Source organism: Ruegeria arenilitoris, from assembly GCF_013032855.1.
Classification (GTDB): domain Bacteria; phylum Pseudomonadota; class Alphaproteobacteria; order Rhodobacterales; family Rhodobacteraceae; genus Ruegeria; species Ruegeria arenilitoris.
The window spans coordinates 621,408-636,689 of sequence record NZ_WQDA01000002.1; the positions used below are offsets into that span (position 1 = coordinate 621,408).

18 protein-coding genes are annotated in these 15,282 nt (G+C 63.1%); 5 read left to right on the plus strand and 13 right to left on the minus strand.

Features of this window, described 5'->3' with window-relative positions:
* Positions 1–35 precede the first annotated feature (35 nt).
* Positions 36–530, minus strand: coding sequence for a GNAT family N-acetyltransferase (locus tag GOW72_RS09315; protein ID WP_170366645.1), 495 nt, complete (start codon positions 528–530; stop codon positions 36–38).
* A 72-nt stretch (positions 531–602) separates the two neighbouring features.
* Here GOW72_RS09315 and GOW72_RS09320 point away from each other — a divergent pair, with 72 nt between their 5' ends.
* Entirely contained in the window at positions 603–1,208 is a 606-nt protein-coding gene (locus tag GOW72_RS09320; protein WP_170366646.1) for a flavin reductase family protein, read from the plus strand.
* Between the two features lie 57 nt (positions 1,209–1,265).
* On the opposite strand, the gene GOW72_RS09325 is transcribed toward GOW72_RS09320, so the two are convergent.
* Positions 1,266–2,900 (minus strand): SulP family inorganic anion transporter, encoded by a 1,635-nt coding sequence (locus tag GOW72_RS09325; RefSeq protein ID WP_170337945.1) that lies wholly within the window; start codon positions 2,898–2,900, stop codon positions 1,266–1,268.
* Between the two features lie 216 nt (positions 2,901–3,116).
* Here GOW72_RS09325 and GOW72_RS09330 point away from each other — a divergent pair, with 216 nt between their 5' ends.
* On the plus strand, positions 3,117–3,989 hold the full coding sequence (locus GOW72_RS09330; protein ID WP_170366647.1) for an S-methyl-5'-thioadenosine phosphorylase: 873 nt from the start codon (positions 3,117–3,119) through the stop codon (positions 3,987–3,989).
* Between the two features lie 61 nt (positions 3,990–4,050).
* On the plus strand, positions 4,051–4,680 hold the full coding sequence (locus GOW72_RS09335; protein WP_170366648.1) for a LysE family translocator: 630 nt from the start codon (positions 4,051–4,053) through the stop codon (positions 4,678–4,680).
* A 6-nt stretch (positions 4,681–4,686) separates the two neighbouring features.
* On the opposite strand, the gene GOW72_RS09340 is transcribed toward GOW72_RS09335, so the two are convergent.
* Positions 4,687–4,860 carry a hypothetical protein gene (locus GOW72_RS09340; protein ID WP_222457049.1) on the minus strand — a complete coding sequence of 58 codons (174 nt, stop codon included), beginning with the start codon at positions 4,858–4,860 and terminating at the stop codon, positions 4,687–4,689.
* A gap of 208 nt (positions 4,861–5,068) precedes the next feature.
* Here GOW72_RS09340 and GOW72_RS09345 point away from each other — a divergent pair, with 208 nt between their 5' ends.
* Entirely contained in the window at positions 5,069–5,608 is a 540-nt protein-coding gene (locus tag GOW72_RS09345; protein ID WP_170337941.1) for an adenine phosphoribosyltransferase, read from the plus strand.
* 169 nt (positions 5,609–5,777) lie between these two features.
* Positions 5,778–6,260, plus strand: coding sequence for a fasciclin domain-containing protein (locus tag GOW72_RS09350; protein WP_170337939.1), 483 nt, complete (start codon positions 5,778–5,780; stop codon positions 6,258–6,260).
* Positions 6,261–6,298: 38 nt separating this feature from the next.
* On the opposite strand, the gene GOW72_RS09355 is transcribed toward GOW72_RS09350, so the two are convergent.
* The 10 genes from GOW72_RS09355 to cyoE form a co-directional block, all read right to left on the minus strand.
* Positions 6,299–7,717, minus strand: a complete 1,419-nt coding sequence (locus GOW72_RS09355) for an FAD-binding oxidoreductase (protein WP_170366649.1) — start codon at positions 7,715–7,717, stop codon at positions 6,299–6,301.
* A 38-nt stretch (positions 7,718–7,755) separates the two neighbouring features.
* Positions 7,756–8,574, minus strand: coding sequence for an MBL fold metallo-hydrolase (locus tag GOW72_RS09360; RefSeq protein ID WP_170366650.1), 819 nt, complete (start codon positions 8,572–8,574; stop codon positions 7,756–7,758).
* A gap of 92 nt (positions 8,575–8,666) precedes the next feature.
* Entirely contained in the window at positions 8,667–9,251 is a 585-nt protein-coding gene (locus tag GOW72_RS09365) for a GNAT family N-acetyltransferase (protein ID WP_093962743.1), read from the minus strand.
* The gene (locus GOW72_RS09370; protein WP_170358207.1) at positions 9,251–10,513 is read right to left on the minus strand and encodes a M16 family metallopeptidase; all 1,263 of its coding nucleotides are present in this window, start codon (positions 10,511–10,513) and stop codon (positions 9,251–9,253) included. The genes GOW72_RS09365 and GOW72_RS09370 overlap by 1 nt, the downstream gene beginning before the upstream one ends.
* Positions 10,510–11,898 (minus strand): threonine synthase, encoded by a 1,389-nt coding sequence (gene thrC, locus GOW72_RS09375; RefSeq protein WP_170366651.1) that lies wholly within the window; start codon positions 11,896–11,898, stop codon positions 10,510–10,512. The genes GOW72_RS09370 and thrC overlap by 4 nt, the downstream gene beginning before the upstream one ends.
* Positions 11,895–12,572, minus strand: coding sequence for an SURF1 family protein (locus tag GOW72_RS09380; protein ID WP_170358202.1), 678 nt, complete (start codon positions 12,570–12,572; stop codon positions 11,895–11,897). The genes thrC and GOW72_RS09380 overlap by 4 nt, the downstream gene beginning before the upstream one ends.
* A gap of 173 nt (positions 12,573–12,745) precedes the next feature.
* Positions 12,746–13,561: a cytochrome c oxidase subunit 3 gene (locus GOW72_RS09385; RefSeq protein ID WP_093962747.1), complete on the minus strand. Its 816-nt coding sequence runs from the start codon at positions 13,559–13,561 to the stop codon at positions 12,746–12,748.
* A 22-nt stretch (positions 13,562–13,583) separates the two neighbouring features.
* The gene (locus tag GOW72_RS09390) at positions 13,584–14,159 is read right to left on the minus strand and encodes a cytochrome c oxidase assembly protein (protein ID WP_170366652.1); all 576 of its coding nucleotides are present in this window, start codon (positions 14,157–14,159) and stop codon (positions 13,584–13,586) included.
* A complete protein-coding gene (locus GOW72_RS09395; protein ID WP_170337538.1) occupies positions 14,159–14,320 on the minus strand; it encodes a hypothetical protein in 162 nt (53 codons plus the stop codon). The genes GOW72_RS09390 and GOW72_RS09395 overlap by 1 nt, the downstream gene beginning before the upstream one ends.
* Positions 14,317–15,273: a heme o synthase gene (gene cyoE, locus GOW72_RS09400; RefSeq protein ID WP_170366653.1), complete on the minus strand. Its 957-nt coding sequence runs from the start codon at positions 15,271–15,273 to the stop codon at positions 14,317–14,319. The genes GOW72_RS09395 and cyoE overlap by 4 nt, the downstream gene beginning before the upstream one ends.
* Between the last annotated feature and the right edge of the window lie 9 nt (positions 15,274–15,282).

The following is a 15,282-nucleotide window of genomic DNA, read 5'->3' on the forward strand; positions in this document are numbered from 1 at the left end:
GAAACATTGGCATTTCACAACGCCGTTTCAATAGATCAGCGCGTCCAGCGGGTCACCAAACCACTCACTCCGAGCCATGCGCCGGGGGTCAAATCCAGCCCGAGAACCCGATCCGGGTTGGTTGGCGGCGGCATCTCTACCCCCTCGAGCCGGGCAAACCCAAAGCGTGAATAATAGGGCGCATCACCAACCAGCATGACCCGGTCCCACCCTTTGGCCCGCCCGGCTTCGATACCTTCGTGGATCAGAAAACCACCCAACCCTTCCCCCTGGTGGGTCGGGTGAACCGCAACGGGCCCCAGCAAGAGCGCATCGTGTGCGCCAACATGAACCGGCCAAAATCGGATGGCCCCAGCCAAGATGCCCTGCCCGTCACGGGCAACCATCGACAGGCCTGATACCGGCGGAACATCGTCGCGCAAGCGGTAGGACGACAGCGCCTCGCGCCCCGGCGCAAAGCACAGGTCGTAGAGGGCTTCGACTTCCCACCAATCCTCTGGCTCTTCCGGCCTGATCCCGAACTGCTGCACCGCGGCCCTCTTTTCGACTCTGGAAATCGCCCTAGCACTTCGCTAGGCCTTGAGCAAACGCTTGGAGATCAGATGTTCTATCGCCCCGAAGACGGTCACGGATTGCCGCACAACCCGTTCAACGCCATCATCACGCCGCGCCCGATCGGATGGATCTCGACCCGCGGCGCGGATGGGATCAACAACCTGGCGCCCTATTCGTTCTTCAACGGGGTCGCCTATACGCCGCCGCAGGTGATGTTTGCCTCCACCGGGACAAAGCACGACCAGGACGGCGGAAAGGACAGCATCGCCAATATCGAGGCGACCGGCGTCTTTTGCGTCAACGTGGTGGCCCACGCCCATCGGGACGCGATGAACGCAAGCTCGGCCAGCCTTCCGAAAGAGGTGGACGAGTTCGCCCACGCCGGCCTGACATCGGTGGAATGCAAAACCATCCCATGCGCCCGCATCGAGGGCGCCCCTGCCGCGCTGGAATGTAAACTGACCCAGATCGTCACGCTGCCCGGCGAAGCCAACCGGGTGGTTTTCGGAGAAGTCGTCGGCGTGCACCTGCGCGATGATTGCCTGAAGGACGGCAAGTTCGACGTCACCACCTTTCAACCCTTGTCGCGGCTTGGGTATCGCGACTACTCGGTGGTGACGGAGTTGTTTTCCCTCAATCGTCCAGACGATTGAGCCGGGTTTGGGGGCTCTGCCCCCGCCGCGCGGTGCGAGGCACAGCCTCGCATTTCCTCAGTGGCCGCCCAGAATGCCGGTTCGAACAGAATAGTCGACCGCAAGGCCGTAGTCCGGGTCATCGTCGCTGTCGACCATCAGGTGACCCGCTTTCTTGAGCAGCTTGTGGCAATCCCGGCTGAGATGGCGCAGCATGACGCGCTTGCCTGCCGCCTCATATTTCGCAGCGATGTTTTCGATGGCCTGCAGGGCAGATTGGTCGACCACGCGGCTGTCGGCGAAGTCCACGATCACCGTTTCCGGGTCGTTCTGGACATCGAACAGTTCGACAAACCCCTCAGACGAGCCGAAGAACAGCGGCCCCTTGATCTCGTAGACCTTGGCGCCTTTCTCGGTTTCCGAGTCGCGGGTGACCGCGTGGATGCGCTTGGCGTTGTTCCAGGCATAGGCCAGCGCCGAAACGATCACGCCGACCACGACGGCCACAGCGAGGTCTTCCATCACGGTGACGACGGTGACCAGAACGATGACGAAGGCATCCGTCAGCGGCACCTTGCGCAGGATGTTGAACGAATTCCAGGCGAACGTGCCGATCACCACCATGAACATCACGCCAACCAGCGCGGCCAGCGGGATTTGTTCGATCAGGGGTGAGCCGACAAGGATAAACACCAGCAGGAACAGCGCGGCAGCGATCCCCGCGATGCGCGTACGGCCGCCGGATTTCACGTTGATCATCGACTGCCCGATCATCGCACAGCCGCCCATGCCGCCAAAGAACCCGGTCACGACGTTGGCGGTGCCCTGCGCGATGCATTCCTGCGACGCACCACCGCGCTTGCCGGTGATCTCGCCCACCAGGTTCAGCGTAAGCAGAGATTCGATCAGGCCGATGGCGGCCAGGATGACGGCGTAGGGCAGAATGATCTCAAACGTCTCCCAGGTCAGCGGAACCATGGGGATGTGGAATTTCGGCAGGCCGCCCTCGATCGAGGCCAGGTCTCCGACGCGCGGGACATCCAGCCCCATGCCGATCACCAGCGCAGCCACCACGACGATGCCCGCCAGCGGCGCTGGCACAATGCGCGTGATGCGCGGCATCACCCAGATCACCGCCATGGTCAGCGCGACCAGCCCCAGCATCGTATAGAGTTGCATCCCGGACAGCCATTCACCACCGCTCATGCCGTGGCCGGTGTTTTCCATGGTGCCCGGCACCTTGAACTGGCCCAGTTGCGCCAGAAAGATCACGATCGCCAGGCCGTTGACAAAGCCCAGCATCACCGGATGCGGCACCAGGCGGATGAACCGGCCCCAATGCATGGCCCCCGCGATAATCTGCAGGATGCCCATCAAAACCACTGTGGCGAACAGGTATTCGACCCCGTGCTGCGCCACCAGCGCCACCATGACGACCGCCAGCGCACCGGTTGCGCCCGAGATCATACCCGGACGACCCCCGATCAGCGCGGTGATCAGCCCCACGAGGAACGCCGCATACAGGCCTACCAGCGGGTGAACCCCGGCGACGAAGGCAAAGGCCACCGCTTCGGGCACCAGGGCCAGGGCGACGGTCAGGCCCGACAAAAGCTCGATCCGCAGGCGGGCGGGGGTCAGCTTTTCGTCCGGCATCCAGCTCAGATCGGGAATGGCGAGGCGATTGGCAAAGCTTGCCAGCAAGGCTCGGGGCATGAATTGGTCCTGTGGGTCAGAATGTTCGCGCGAAGGCGGTCGTATACCCGCCTTCGGCGCTGTCTGCTAGCCCATCGATGGCAGGCTGTCATGCAAAAACTGCAAGGCGACGCCCCTTGTGGCGCCTGTGCGGCGCAATAACACCGGCAAGCCTTGCCAAATGCCCGACAAGCCCGCAGAAATTCCCTCAGGCAGGTATCGCAGCGGAGAACGAACGTGGCCCAGACAAAAATTGCCGTCATCGGCGGATCGGGAATTTATGACATCGACGGGCTGGAAACGCCGCAATGGGTTACCGTGGAAACGCCTTGGGGCGCGCCGTCCGACCAGATCCTGACCGGGACACTGGACGGCATCGAGATGGCCTTTCTGCCCCGCCACGGGCGCGGGCATGTGCATTCGCCGACCGAGGTGCCCTATCGTGCCAATATCGACGCGCTGAAACGGCTGGGGGTGACCGATGTGATCTCGGTTTCGGCCTGCGGCTCCTTCCGCGAACACATGGCGCCGGGCGATTTCGTGGTCGTCGATCAGTTCATCGACCGCACCTTCGCCCGCGAGAAAAGCTTTTTCGGCACCGGCTGCGTCGCCCATGTCAGCGTGGCCCATCCGACCTGCCCGCGCGTGGGCGATGCCTGTGAATCCGCCGCCCGGGCGGCCGGCATCACCGTGCACCGTGGCGGCACCTATCTGGCGATGGAAGGGCCGCAATTCTCGACGCTGGCGGAATCGAAGATGTACCGCGAGCAGTGGGGCTGCGACGTGATCGGCATGACCAACATGCCCGAGGCCAAACTGGCCCGCGAGGCCGAGCTTTGCTATGCCTCGGTGGCGATGGTCACCGACTATGACAGCTGGCACCCCGATCACGGCGAAGTGGACGTGACCGCTATCATCGCGACGCTGACCGGCAACGCCGAGAAGGCGCGCGCCTTGGTCAAAGGCCTGCCCGCCATGCTGGGAGCGGACCGCGCGCCCTGCCCGCATGGCTGCGATCTTGCGCTGGACCACGCGATTTTGACGGCCCCGGAAAAGCGCGACCCGCAAGTGCTGGCCAAGCTGGATGCGGTGGCGGGCCGGGTATTGTAGGCGTCCTTGACGGCCTCGTGTTTTCTTAGGCTAGCTGCTGCGGATTTGACGGAGTTGGATGATGGATTTTGAACTTTGGCTGGCCTTTGTCGCAGCCTCGACCGCCCTTCTGCTGATCCCGGGACCGACGGTTCTGCTGGTGCTCAGCTATGCGCTGTCCAAAGGGCGCAGCGTGGCCGTGGCCTCGGCCACGGGGGTTGCGCTGGGGGACCTGATCGCTATGACCGCCTCGTTGCTGGGGCTTGGGGCGCTGGTGCTGGCGTCGGCCACGTTGTTTTCGGTGCTGAAATGGGTGGGCGCCGCCTATCTGGTTTGGCTGGGCATCAAGCTGCTGCGCAGTGCGCCGTCCGGCGGGATGCAGGCAGTTGCCACCGGGCGCGGCGTCACCGCGCGCGGCGTGTTCGGCCATGCGGCCGCTGTTACTGCGCTGAACCCGAAATCCATCGCCTTCTTCATCGCCTTCGTGCCGCAATTTCTGCGCCCGGCCGAGCCGCTGGGCCCGCAGTTCGCGATCCTGATTGCGACTTTCGTGGGATTGGCCGGGCTGAACGCGCTGGCCTATGCGCTGCTGGCCGACCGGCTGCGCCGCGTAATCGGCCGCCCCAGCATCATCACCGGCATGACCCGTTTCGGAGGGTTGACCCTGATCGGAATGGGCGTGGCCACGGCGGTACTGCGTCGCCCGGCCTGAAGGCAGTCAGGTCCCGGCGTTCTCAGCCATGAATGCGCGAATGAACTTGCGGATCTCGCGCGCGGCCGAGGTGTCGAGATCGCGGCACAGCGCAACGAACGCGTCGCGTTCGTCCTTGTCCAGGCGCAGAACCAGCTGGCTGTTCTTTTTGGTAGATCCCTTGAGGTCGGCCTTGGCCACGGCTGTCATCCTTGTTCTGGGCCTGCATCAGCGCGTGGCACCTTGTATAGACAAAGCGCATCGCTTGTCGATACCCGCAGCCCCCAAGGGCGGGTGGTCCGGGCGCATCTGTTCCGCAGCAAATACGCGCAGGAAGGCAGCCGTGGCTTGCATGACTGGCCGTGATACGCCAAACACCGCCGTGTTTTGACGCAAGAAGGGTTGCCCCATGTCCAGAAGCAAAACGGTCAAGGATTACATTCGGACCATCGTCGATTTTCCCCACGAAGGGATCATGTTCCGCGACGTGACGACCCTGTTTGCGGATCCCCGCGGGTTTCGCATGGCCATCGACCAGATGCTGCACCCCTATGCCGGCGAGCGCATCGACAAGGTCGTTGGGCTCGAGGCGCGCGGGTTCATCCTAGGCGGCGCGATCGCTCACCAGCTGAGCGTGGGCTTCGTTCCGATCCGCAAGAAGGGCAAGCTGCCGGGCACCACGATCAGCGAGGAGTACAAGCTGGAATACGGCGAGGCCATCGTCGAGATCCACGATGACGCGATCCAGCCCGGTGAAAAGGTTCTGGTCGTCGATGACCTGCTGGCCACCGGCGGCACTGCCGCGGCAGGCATCAAGCTGATCGAACGGCTGGGCGGCGAGATTGTCAGCTGCGCCTTCATCATCGACCTGCCCGAGCTGGGTGGCCGGAAGGTGCTGGAGGAGATGGGCATGGACGTCCATGTCTTGTGCGAATTCGAAGGGCTGTGAACAGACAGCGGTCACGATTTCGTGACTTGCCGCTGGAAACGCCGCGCGCTTAGCGCGGCGTCGTTCGTTTTCCAGTCGGTTTTTTGCCCCTGACGCCTGATCTCCTTTCGGCATGTCGCCGTATAGACCGTGATGTCGCCGATGACATCCTCAACAAGGGAAGTAGATCATGTTTCGCAAATTCGCTGTTGCCGGTGTCGCCAGTATCCTGTTTTCGACCGCTGCCATGGCCGACGGCCACGGCAAGGACATTGTGGACACCGCTGTCGGGGCTGGCAGCTTCAACACTCTGGTTGCAGCCGTGCAGGCCGCCGAGTTGGTTGACACGCTGAAGGGCGAAGGCCCATTCACCGTGTTCGCGCCTACCGATGAAGCCTTTGCCGCGTTGCCCGAAGGCACCGTGGAGACGCTGCTGAAGCCCGAGAACAAGGATCAGCTTGTGGCGATCCTCACCTATCACGTGGTTCCGGGCAAAGTGATGTCGGGTGATCTGTCCGACGACATGACTGCCGCCACCGTTCAGGGTGGAGAGATCACGATCGATCTCGACAACGGTGTCATGGTCAATGACGCAAACGTCGTTCAGGCAGATATCGAAACCAGCAATGGCGTGATCCACGTCATCGACAAGGTTATCCTGCCTGCGTCGTAAACGACGCGTAGCTGCGGCCCGGAGCGTCCGGGCCGCACTCAAACATGTGACAGGACAGCGCCCGGGTTCATGATCCCGAGCGGGTCTAAGGCGCCTTTGATGGCGCTCATGGCCGAAAGTTTCGCTGGATCACCATAGCGCTCCAGATCACCGGTCTTCAGGCGACCCACCCCGTGCTCGGCACTGACCGATCCTTCGAATTCATGCACCAAGTCATGAACCGCGCGCTTGATCGCGGTGCGCCGGTCGTCGAACTCGCCCCGGTCGTGGCCTTTGGGCGGAAATACGTTGTAGTGCAGGTTGCCATCCCCCAGATGACCAAAGCAGTTCACCCGAAACGGTCCGAAGGCCGCAATCGCCTCGCCGCCTTGGCGAATGAAGTCGGGGATCCGCGAAATCGGAACTGAGATATCGTGGCTGGACACCGAACCGATCAACCGGTTTGCCTCGGGGATGCGTTCGCGCACTGACCACAGCGCGTCGCGTTGCGCGGCGCTTTGGGCGATGACACCGTCCGACACCAGACCACGGGCCTCGGCAGCGACGAACAAGGACTCCAGCGCCGCCTCGGGCTCGTGCCCGGCCGGCAATCCCAGTTCGATCAGAACCGACCATTCCGGCGGTGTGTCAAAGGGTTGCCGCACGTCCGGCAAGACCTCGGCCAGAAAATCCAGCCCCTGCTTGTGGATCAGTTCGAACGCGCTGACGGTTTCGCCCAAATGGTCGCGGGCCAGGGCCAGCAGGTCGATCGCCGCTTCGGGGCTGGTGACCTGAAAGATCGCCGTGCCCAGCCCGGCAGGACGGGGGAACAGCTTGAGCGAGGCGGCGGTGATGACCCCCAGCGTGCCCTCGGACCCGATCAGCAGGTTGCGCAGATCATAGCCGGTATTGTCCTTGCGCAACCGCCCCAGCCCGTGCCAGATCTCCCCGTTGGGCAGAACCGCCTCAAGCCCCAGGCACAGATCCCGTGCATTGCCATAACGCAGGACGTTCACGCCCCCGGCATTGGTAGCGAGGTTCCCCCCGATCCGGCAGGACCCCTGCGCCGCGAGCGACAGCGGAAACAGCCGGTTGGCCGTCTCGGCCGAGGCCTGAATGTCGGCCAGCACAGCACCGGCCTCGGCGATCAGGATGTTTTCGGTCGGGTAGACGGCCCGGATCGCGCGCATCCGCTCGAGCGACAGGATCAGGGGCGCGGGGCCATTGGCCATGACCTGTCCGCCCACAAGACCGGTGCCGCCGCCGTATGGCACCACCGGCACACGGGCCTCGGACGCCAAACGCACCAAGGCTGCGACCTCCTCAACCGTGCGGGGCAAGGCCAGCAGACCCGCCTGACCGGCGAAGCGGCGGCGCGGCTCTTCCAGATAGCGCGGCTCGACCGGGCGCAGAACATCGTCACCCAGGCGGGCGCGGATGGTTTCGGCAAAGGTTTCGTCGGCAGCGTTCAAATGCATGCCCTCTGCATGCCCAAGCCCGCGGCGCACGGCAAGGCTTATTCCAATTCCATCAGGTATCGCGGCTCGAGCACTACCACCGTCGGGCGGTCCGGGAGGGTCCGCAGGGACACTTCGATCTCCGAAACCCCATCCCGGCGCACCGGGAAATCGGATCGGATATCGGCCAGGAACCGGTCCAGCGAATATCCCGAGAACCAATGCATCGGAATGATGACCGAACTTTTCAGCCGCTGCAGCACCGAGATCATCTCGGGCAAGGGCATGGTCGTGCCACCGTCCACCGCCGCCATGACCACGTCCAGCCGCCCAAGGGCCGCGAACTGCTCGTCGCTGGGGATGTGGTGCAGATGCCCCAGATGGCCGATGCAAAGACCTTCGACCTCGAACACGAAGATCGAGTTTCCGCGCTCTTCCACCCCGCCATAAGCGGACCGGATGTCGGTCGATACGTTGCGCACCAGCAATTCGCCCAGGTCGAGGTGGTGTTCGATGCCCTGCCCGAACTCGCCCCAACCCGGCAGCACATGCGGGATGGCCGGGTCGGGATAGGCGGTCCAATGGGTGTCATGGGCGTGGTTCATCGTCACGATGTCGGGAATCAGATCCGCGCCGCCGATGAAGCCGGTATAGTCGGTCACGGCATTCAGCCCGCCGGATGTCTGGATCAGAAAGGACGCATGCGCGACATAGCTGATCCGGACCGAGAATTCGGGCACCGGATCCTGCCACGCCGCCTTGTGCAGATACTGGATTCCAGGGGTGTTCTGGGCGATGGCGATGCAATGGCTCGGCCGACGCTCCTGCGCCGCCGCCGTCCCTGCCAGCAAGATCAGACCCGCCAAAACACTCCGCATGATCGGAAGTCTAGCGCATCGGCGCCTCGAGTCACGTCACTGGGCCCAAATTTCGGAAACAGTCCCGCCCACATCAGGTCCGAACGGGCGCCCTAGCCCGCGTCCGTCCGCCCGCGCCGGTCCGAGCGCAGCGACGCATAGAGCACATGCGTCCGCCACCGCCCGTTGATCTGCAGATAGGATTGCGCCACGCCCTCGTATTTGAACCCCGAGCTTTCCAACAGCCCGCGAGAGGCGGCGTTTTCCGGCAGGCAGGCGGCCTCGATCCGGCTCAGGTCCAGTCGGGTAAAGGCGTAATGCACCACGGCGCCGATGGCCTCGCGCATGTAACCCTGCCGGGCAAAGGCCTGCCCGGTCCAATAGCCCAGCGTTCCGGCCTGCGCCGGCCCCCGGCGGATGTTGTCCAGCGTAATGGCGCCCACCAGCATGTCATCCGTTCTGCGGAAGAGGAACAGCGGAACCGCCGTGCCATTGGCCACCGAGCGTTGCGCCCAGTAGACACGGTTGGTGAACGATTTGCGGGTCAGATGATCCTTGGCCCAGATCGGCTCCCACGGGGTCAGATACTCGCGCGAGGCCAGCCGCAGCGCGGCCCAGTCGTTGAAGTCGGAATGCACGGGCGGGCGCAAGCTCAACCGCTCGGTCTCGAGTTTCAGCCTGCGTCTGCCCAACAGCATCACGCCGCGCGCCTCTCCTGCAGCCTCTCCAGTGTCGGCGCACCACCCACAGGTCCGTAGAGCGCCAGTGCTGCCGGGGCCTGAACCGCCATCTTTTCGGCAAAGGCCCGGACGTCGGCGGTGCTGACCGCGTCGATCTTGGCCACGGTTTCCTCGAGCGGCGGAACACGGCCCCATATCTGCACCAGCCGGGCCAGACGTTCGGCCCGGTTCGAGGGGCTTTCCAGCCCCATCAGCATCCCGGCCTTCATCTGTGCGCGGGCGCGGGCAACCTCCTCCGGGCTCATGTCCTCGGCGGCGCGCTTCATCTCGTCGATGGTGATGGTGGCCAGCTCGCCCACCTGATCGGCCGAAGTGCCGGCATAGATCGTGGTCGTTCCCGTGTCGGCATAGGCGCCGGTCTGGGCAAAGATCGTATAGCACAGCCCGCGGGTCTCACGCACTTCCTGAAACAGGCGCGAGGACATGCCGCCGCCCAGCGCGGTCGAATAGATCTGCGCGGTATAGATCTCGTCATTGCGATAGCCCGGGCTTTCCAGCGCCAGGGCAAAATGCGCCTGCTCCAGCGCCTTGTCCCGCCGCGCCTCGCCGCCAGTGAACCGCGCGGGTTCCGGTAGCAGCCCCTTGCGGGGTTGCAGATGGCCGAACATCTCTTCGGCCAGTTTCATCAACTGGTCATGATCGACCGCGCCCGCCGCCGACAGGATCATCTGATCGGGCGCATAGTGCTCGGCCACGAAGGCCGACAGGTCGTCGCGCGAAAAGGCGCTGACCCGTTCGGTCGGCCCCAGAATGGTGCGGCCCAGCGGCTGGTCGCGATAGCTCTGTTCCTGCAGCCAGTCAAAGATCACATCGTCGGGCGTGTCATGCGCCTGTCCGATTTCCTGCAGGATCACGCCGCGCTCAACCTCGATCTCGCGCGGGTCGAAGACGGGGTTCAGGACAATGTCGCCGATCACGTCCATCGCCAGCGCCACGTCATCCTTCAGCACCCGGGCGTAATAGGCCGTCACCTCGCGCGAGGTATAGGCGTTGATATAGCCGCCCACATCCTCGATCGCCTCGGCGATCTGCAAAGCAGAGCGCCGCTCGGTGCCCTTGAAGGCCATATGCTCGAGGAAATGCGCGATGCCGTTCTGTTCGATCCGCTCGTGCCGCCCGCCGGCGGTCACCCAGATGCCGATGGCGGCCGATTGCAGCCCCGGCATCTGTTCGCTGACGATCCGAAAGCCGTTTGTTAGTTGGTCCAGTCTGACAGTCACTCAGCAATATGCCTTTTGATATGATCCTCGATGGCGCCCAGATCGTTGGCGATGCGGGTCACCCGTTCCGGACGTTCATACAGATCGGACATGCGCGAGGGAAGAGGCGGATGCACACCGCTGGCCTGCTCGACTGCGGCGGGGAATTTCGCCGGGTGCGCGGTGGCCAGAGTAACCATGGGCACATCGGCGGCGCGGGTGTCTTCGGCCACCTTGATGCCCACGGCGGTATGCGGGCAGACCAGCTCGGCGCTGTGTTCCAGCGTGGATTTGATCGTGGCCAGCGTTTCCTCTTCTGACACACGGCCCGAGTCGAAGCTTTCGCGCAGGGCCTCCATCGCGCCCTGGCTGACGTAGAAGCCGCCCTGTTTCAGCTCGTCCATCAACTGCGCCACGGCCCGCCCGTCCTCGCCATAGGCATAGTACAGCGCGCGCTCAAAGTTCGAGCTGACCTGAATATCCATCGATGGGCTTATCGAGGGGATGGTGTCGCCCTTGAAATAGCCCTGCCCCGACAGGCAGCGATGCAGGATGTCGTTCTGGTTGGTCGCCACCACCAGACGGTCGATGGGCAGACCCATCCTTTTGGCGATGTAGCCGGCGAAGATGTCGCCGAAATTGCCGGTGGGCACCGTGAAGCTGACCTTGCGATGCGGCGCGCCCAGGCTGGTCGCGGCCGAGAAATAATAAACCACTTGCGCCAGCACGCGGGCAAAGTTGATCGAGTTCACCCCTGCCAGCTTGACCCCGTCGCGGAAATCGAAATCGTTGAACATGTCCTTCACGGCGGCCTGACAGTCGTCGAAATCGCCATCGACGGCCAGCGCGTGCACGTTGCTGTCGGCGGGTGTGGTCATCTGACGGCGCTGCACCTCGGAGACGCGGCCATGCGGGAACAGGATGAACACATCGACCGCGTCCAGCCCCCGGAACGCCTCGATCGCGGCCGATCCTGTGTCGCCGCTGGTGGCGCCGACGATGGTAACACGTTCGCCCCGCCTCTTCAGCGCCACCTGGAACAGCTGGCCGATAAGCTGCATGGCGAAATCCTTGAAGGCCAGCGTGGGCCCGTGGAACAGCTCCAGCAGAAAGTGGTTCTCGTTCAGCTGCTTCAAAGGCGCGCGGGCATCATGGCCGAACCCGGCATAGGCGCGGGCGATGATCTCTTTGAATTCGTCCCCGGCGAACGAGCCGCTGACATACGGCCACATGACGAGGAACGCGATCTCTTCATAGGGCAGCCCGGCAAGTGCGGCGATCTCGTCCCGGCTCAGAACCGGGATCTCGGCAGGCAGGTACAGGCCGCCGTCGCGGGCCAGACCGGTCAGCATCGCCTCTTCAAAGCTCAGTTCGGGCGCCTGCCCGCGGGTCGAGATATATTTCATTGCGCGTCACTTTCTGATGGGGCGCGGCCGCGCCACAGGAAATATCCGGTCATTGCGGCCCAGACCAGCGCCAGGCCGAACCATGTCACCGCGTATTGCAGATGGTCGTTGGGAATACCCGCCGTATCCACCGGCAGCGGCGTGATGGCGGGATCGGTCTGGCTGCGGGCAACCAGTAGGATCGGTTCGGCCCCAAGTGCATCGGCCAGCGCGGGCACGTCGCGGGCAAACCAGATGTTGCCCGCCCGGTCCGGATCGGGGGTATAGCTGTCGATCTCATCGGGCCAATGCAGATTTCCGACAACCTGCATGGGCCCGATCTGGCGTTCGGCCTGCTTGGCCGTTGTGGGCACAAAGCCCCGGTCCACAAGGATCGTGCGATCACCAGTTCGGAAGGGCGCGATGATCCGATAGCCCGGGCCGACCTGTTTGACCGAAACCAGTACATGGATTTCGCCGGGCAGCATCTCGCCCGATACTTCGACGGGCAGATAACGGTCGGCTTCAGGGTCGACCGCCTCGGGCAGCGGCACTGGATCGGCGGCGATCCGGGCTTCGATGTCGGCCAGAATGCCCTCTTTCCAGGCCAGACGCTGAACCTGCCAAGTGCCCAGAGACACAAGAACCGCCAGCCCGGCGAGTCCAAAAATCAGCAGAAACAGGATGCGGCGCATGTCTGGCCCTTGTTGCGTATCATAGCGGCTCGGGGTCAAGCCGGCGTCTTGTTACGGTCTGTGCGCAAGGAAATGCAACCTTGCAATTGTACGGGGCGCAATCCCTTGCGCCCCTGATCGAGAAAAAGCCGCCCCGAGGGGCGGCTTTTGCAATTCGACAGCCTCGCGGGGCGTTACATCAGCGGTGCCTGACCCCAGATGTAGACTGCGAAGAACAGGAACAGCCAGACAACGTCGACAAAGTGCCAGTACCATGCGGCCGCCTCGAACCCGACGTGTTTCTCCGGGGTAAAGTCGCCACGAAGCGCGCGGATCAGACAGACAGTCAGGAAGATGGTGCCGATGATCACATGTGCGCCGTGGAAGCCGGTTGCCATGAAGAAGTTCGAGTAGAACTGATCGCCGCCGAACTCCCAGCCTTCGTGGGCCAGCAGTTCATAGTATTCGAAGGCCTGCAGGAAGGTGAAGGCGATACCCAGGACGATACCGATCGCGAGACCCTGAATCAGCGCCTTGCGGTCGTTGTCGTGGACCAGCGCGTGGTGCGCCCAAGTGATCGCACAGCCCGACAGCAACAGAACCAGAGTGTTGATCAGCGGCAGGTGGAACGGGTCCACCGCGTGGATGTCAGGCTGGATGTATTCGGTGCCGGCATAGTCGTACATCGGATACATGCGATGTTTGAAGAACGACCAGAACCAGGCGAAGAAGAACATCACCTCGGACATGACGAACAGGATGAACCCGTAGCGCAGCCCGATCCGGACGACCGGAGTGTGATCACCCGCGCGGCTTTCGGCCACGACCTCGGACCACCAGGCAAACATCGTGTAGAGAACTGCCACAAGACCACCCCAGAACACGAAGGAGGTCATGCCGTGCATCCACAAGACGGCTCCGAACAGCATGACGAAGCCACCGATCGCGCCGATCAGCGGCCAGATCGAAGGTGCCAGAATGTGGTAATCGTGGTTTTTTGCGTGTGCCATCAGCGTCCCTCACCTACAGGCGTTAGTTCGTGTTTGTTTCTGCCTGCGCATCCAGGGCGGCATAGCCCTCGGGCAGGTCTATTTCATAGAATGTATACGACAGCGTGATCGTATGAACATACTGTGCTTCGGGGTCTTCCACCATTTCGGGGTCGACGAAGAAAGTTACGGGCATCTCGACGCGTTCGCCGGGCTCCAGAACCTGCTCCTCAAAACAGAAACATGCGATCTTCTGGAAGTATCCGCCGGCGGAATAGGGCGTCACGTTGTACGATGCCTGTCCCGCAACCGGCTTGTCGGTCGGATTGTATGCTTCGTAAAAGGCCAGACCGGTCTCACCGATACGCACCTTCATCTCTCGCTCGACGGGTTTGAATTCCCACGGCATGTCCTTGGCCTTGGAGGCGTCGAAGCGAACGGTCACCACCCGGTCGAGGATATCGTCGGGCGTGGCCTCGGCAACGCCGGTGGTGCCCCCGAACCCGGTGACCCGACAGAACCAGTCGTAGAACGGCACGGCCGCCCAGGCCAGGCTGCCCATCAGAACAACCAGCCCAACGGTTTGTACAACGGTCTTCTGCGGTCCGCTCAAAGCCATCAGTTCTGAACCTCCTCGCTGGGCACGCCGAAATCGCTGCCCGAGACCTTTACGATGGTCAGGCCGAAAATGATCACGATGAACGCCGCCAGCGTCAGCCCAACACCCAGGTTGCGACCGAAGCGACGCTGGTGCAGCTCATGGCTTTTGCGCAGGCTCATGACCAGCCTCCCAACCCGTAGGGTTTCAGCAGCCCCTCGGCGAGGATCGCGCCGAAATGTAGGAACAGGTACAGAAGCGACAGCTTGAAAAAGCTGCGCTCGACCTTGAAATTGTCCGCCTCCGCGTCGTCTTCGGTGCGGCGCGATATGGCCCACGCCCCCCGGAAGAACAGAGCGTTCAACACCACGGCCACAGCCAGGTAAATCGGCCCACCAATGCCCGAGAACGCCGTGCCCACGGCCAGCAGAGCCAGCAATGCGGTATAGACCAAGATATGGCTCCGCGTGGCGCGGCGTCCATGCGTTACGGTCAGCATTGGCACGCCCGCGTCGTCATAATCCGAGCGCATGAACAGCGCCAGCGCCCAGAAATGCGGCGGGGTCCACATGAAGGTCAGGGCAAACATCAGCCACGGCTCAAGCGTCATCGAACCCGTGGCGGCAACCCATCCGATTACCGGCGGGAAGGCGCCCGCGGCGCCACCAATCACGATGTTCTGCGGCGTCAGGCGCTTGAGCCACATCGTGTAGATCACGACATAAAAAAAGATGGTAAAGGCCAGAAACGCGCCCGCGAACCAGTTGGTCGCCAAACCCAGCATGATCACCGACAGACCCGACAGGGCCAGGCCCAGCGCCATCGCCTCGCCGGGCTCGACCTTGCCCGACGGGATCGGACGGCCCTTGGTGCGCTTCATAACCTTGTCGATATCCGCATCCCACCACATGTTCAGCGCGCCCGAGGCGCCACCGCCGATGGCGATGAACAGGATGGCGCAGAAGCCGACGAACGGATGTACCGGCACAGGGGCGGCCAGCAGACCTACCAACGCGGTGAACACGACAAGCGACATCACCCGCGGCTTGAGCAGGGCGAAATAGTCGCCAAAGCCGGCCTCGTCCGCACGGGATTGTGCGGCAAGTGTGCTGGCATTGATGCTCGCGTCGGTCATGTCAGGTCC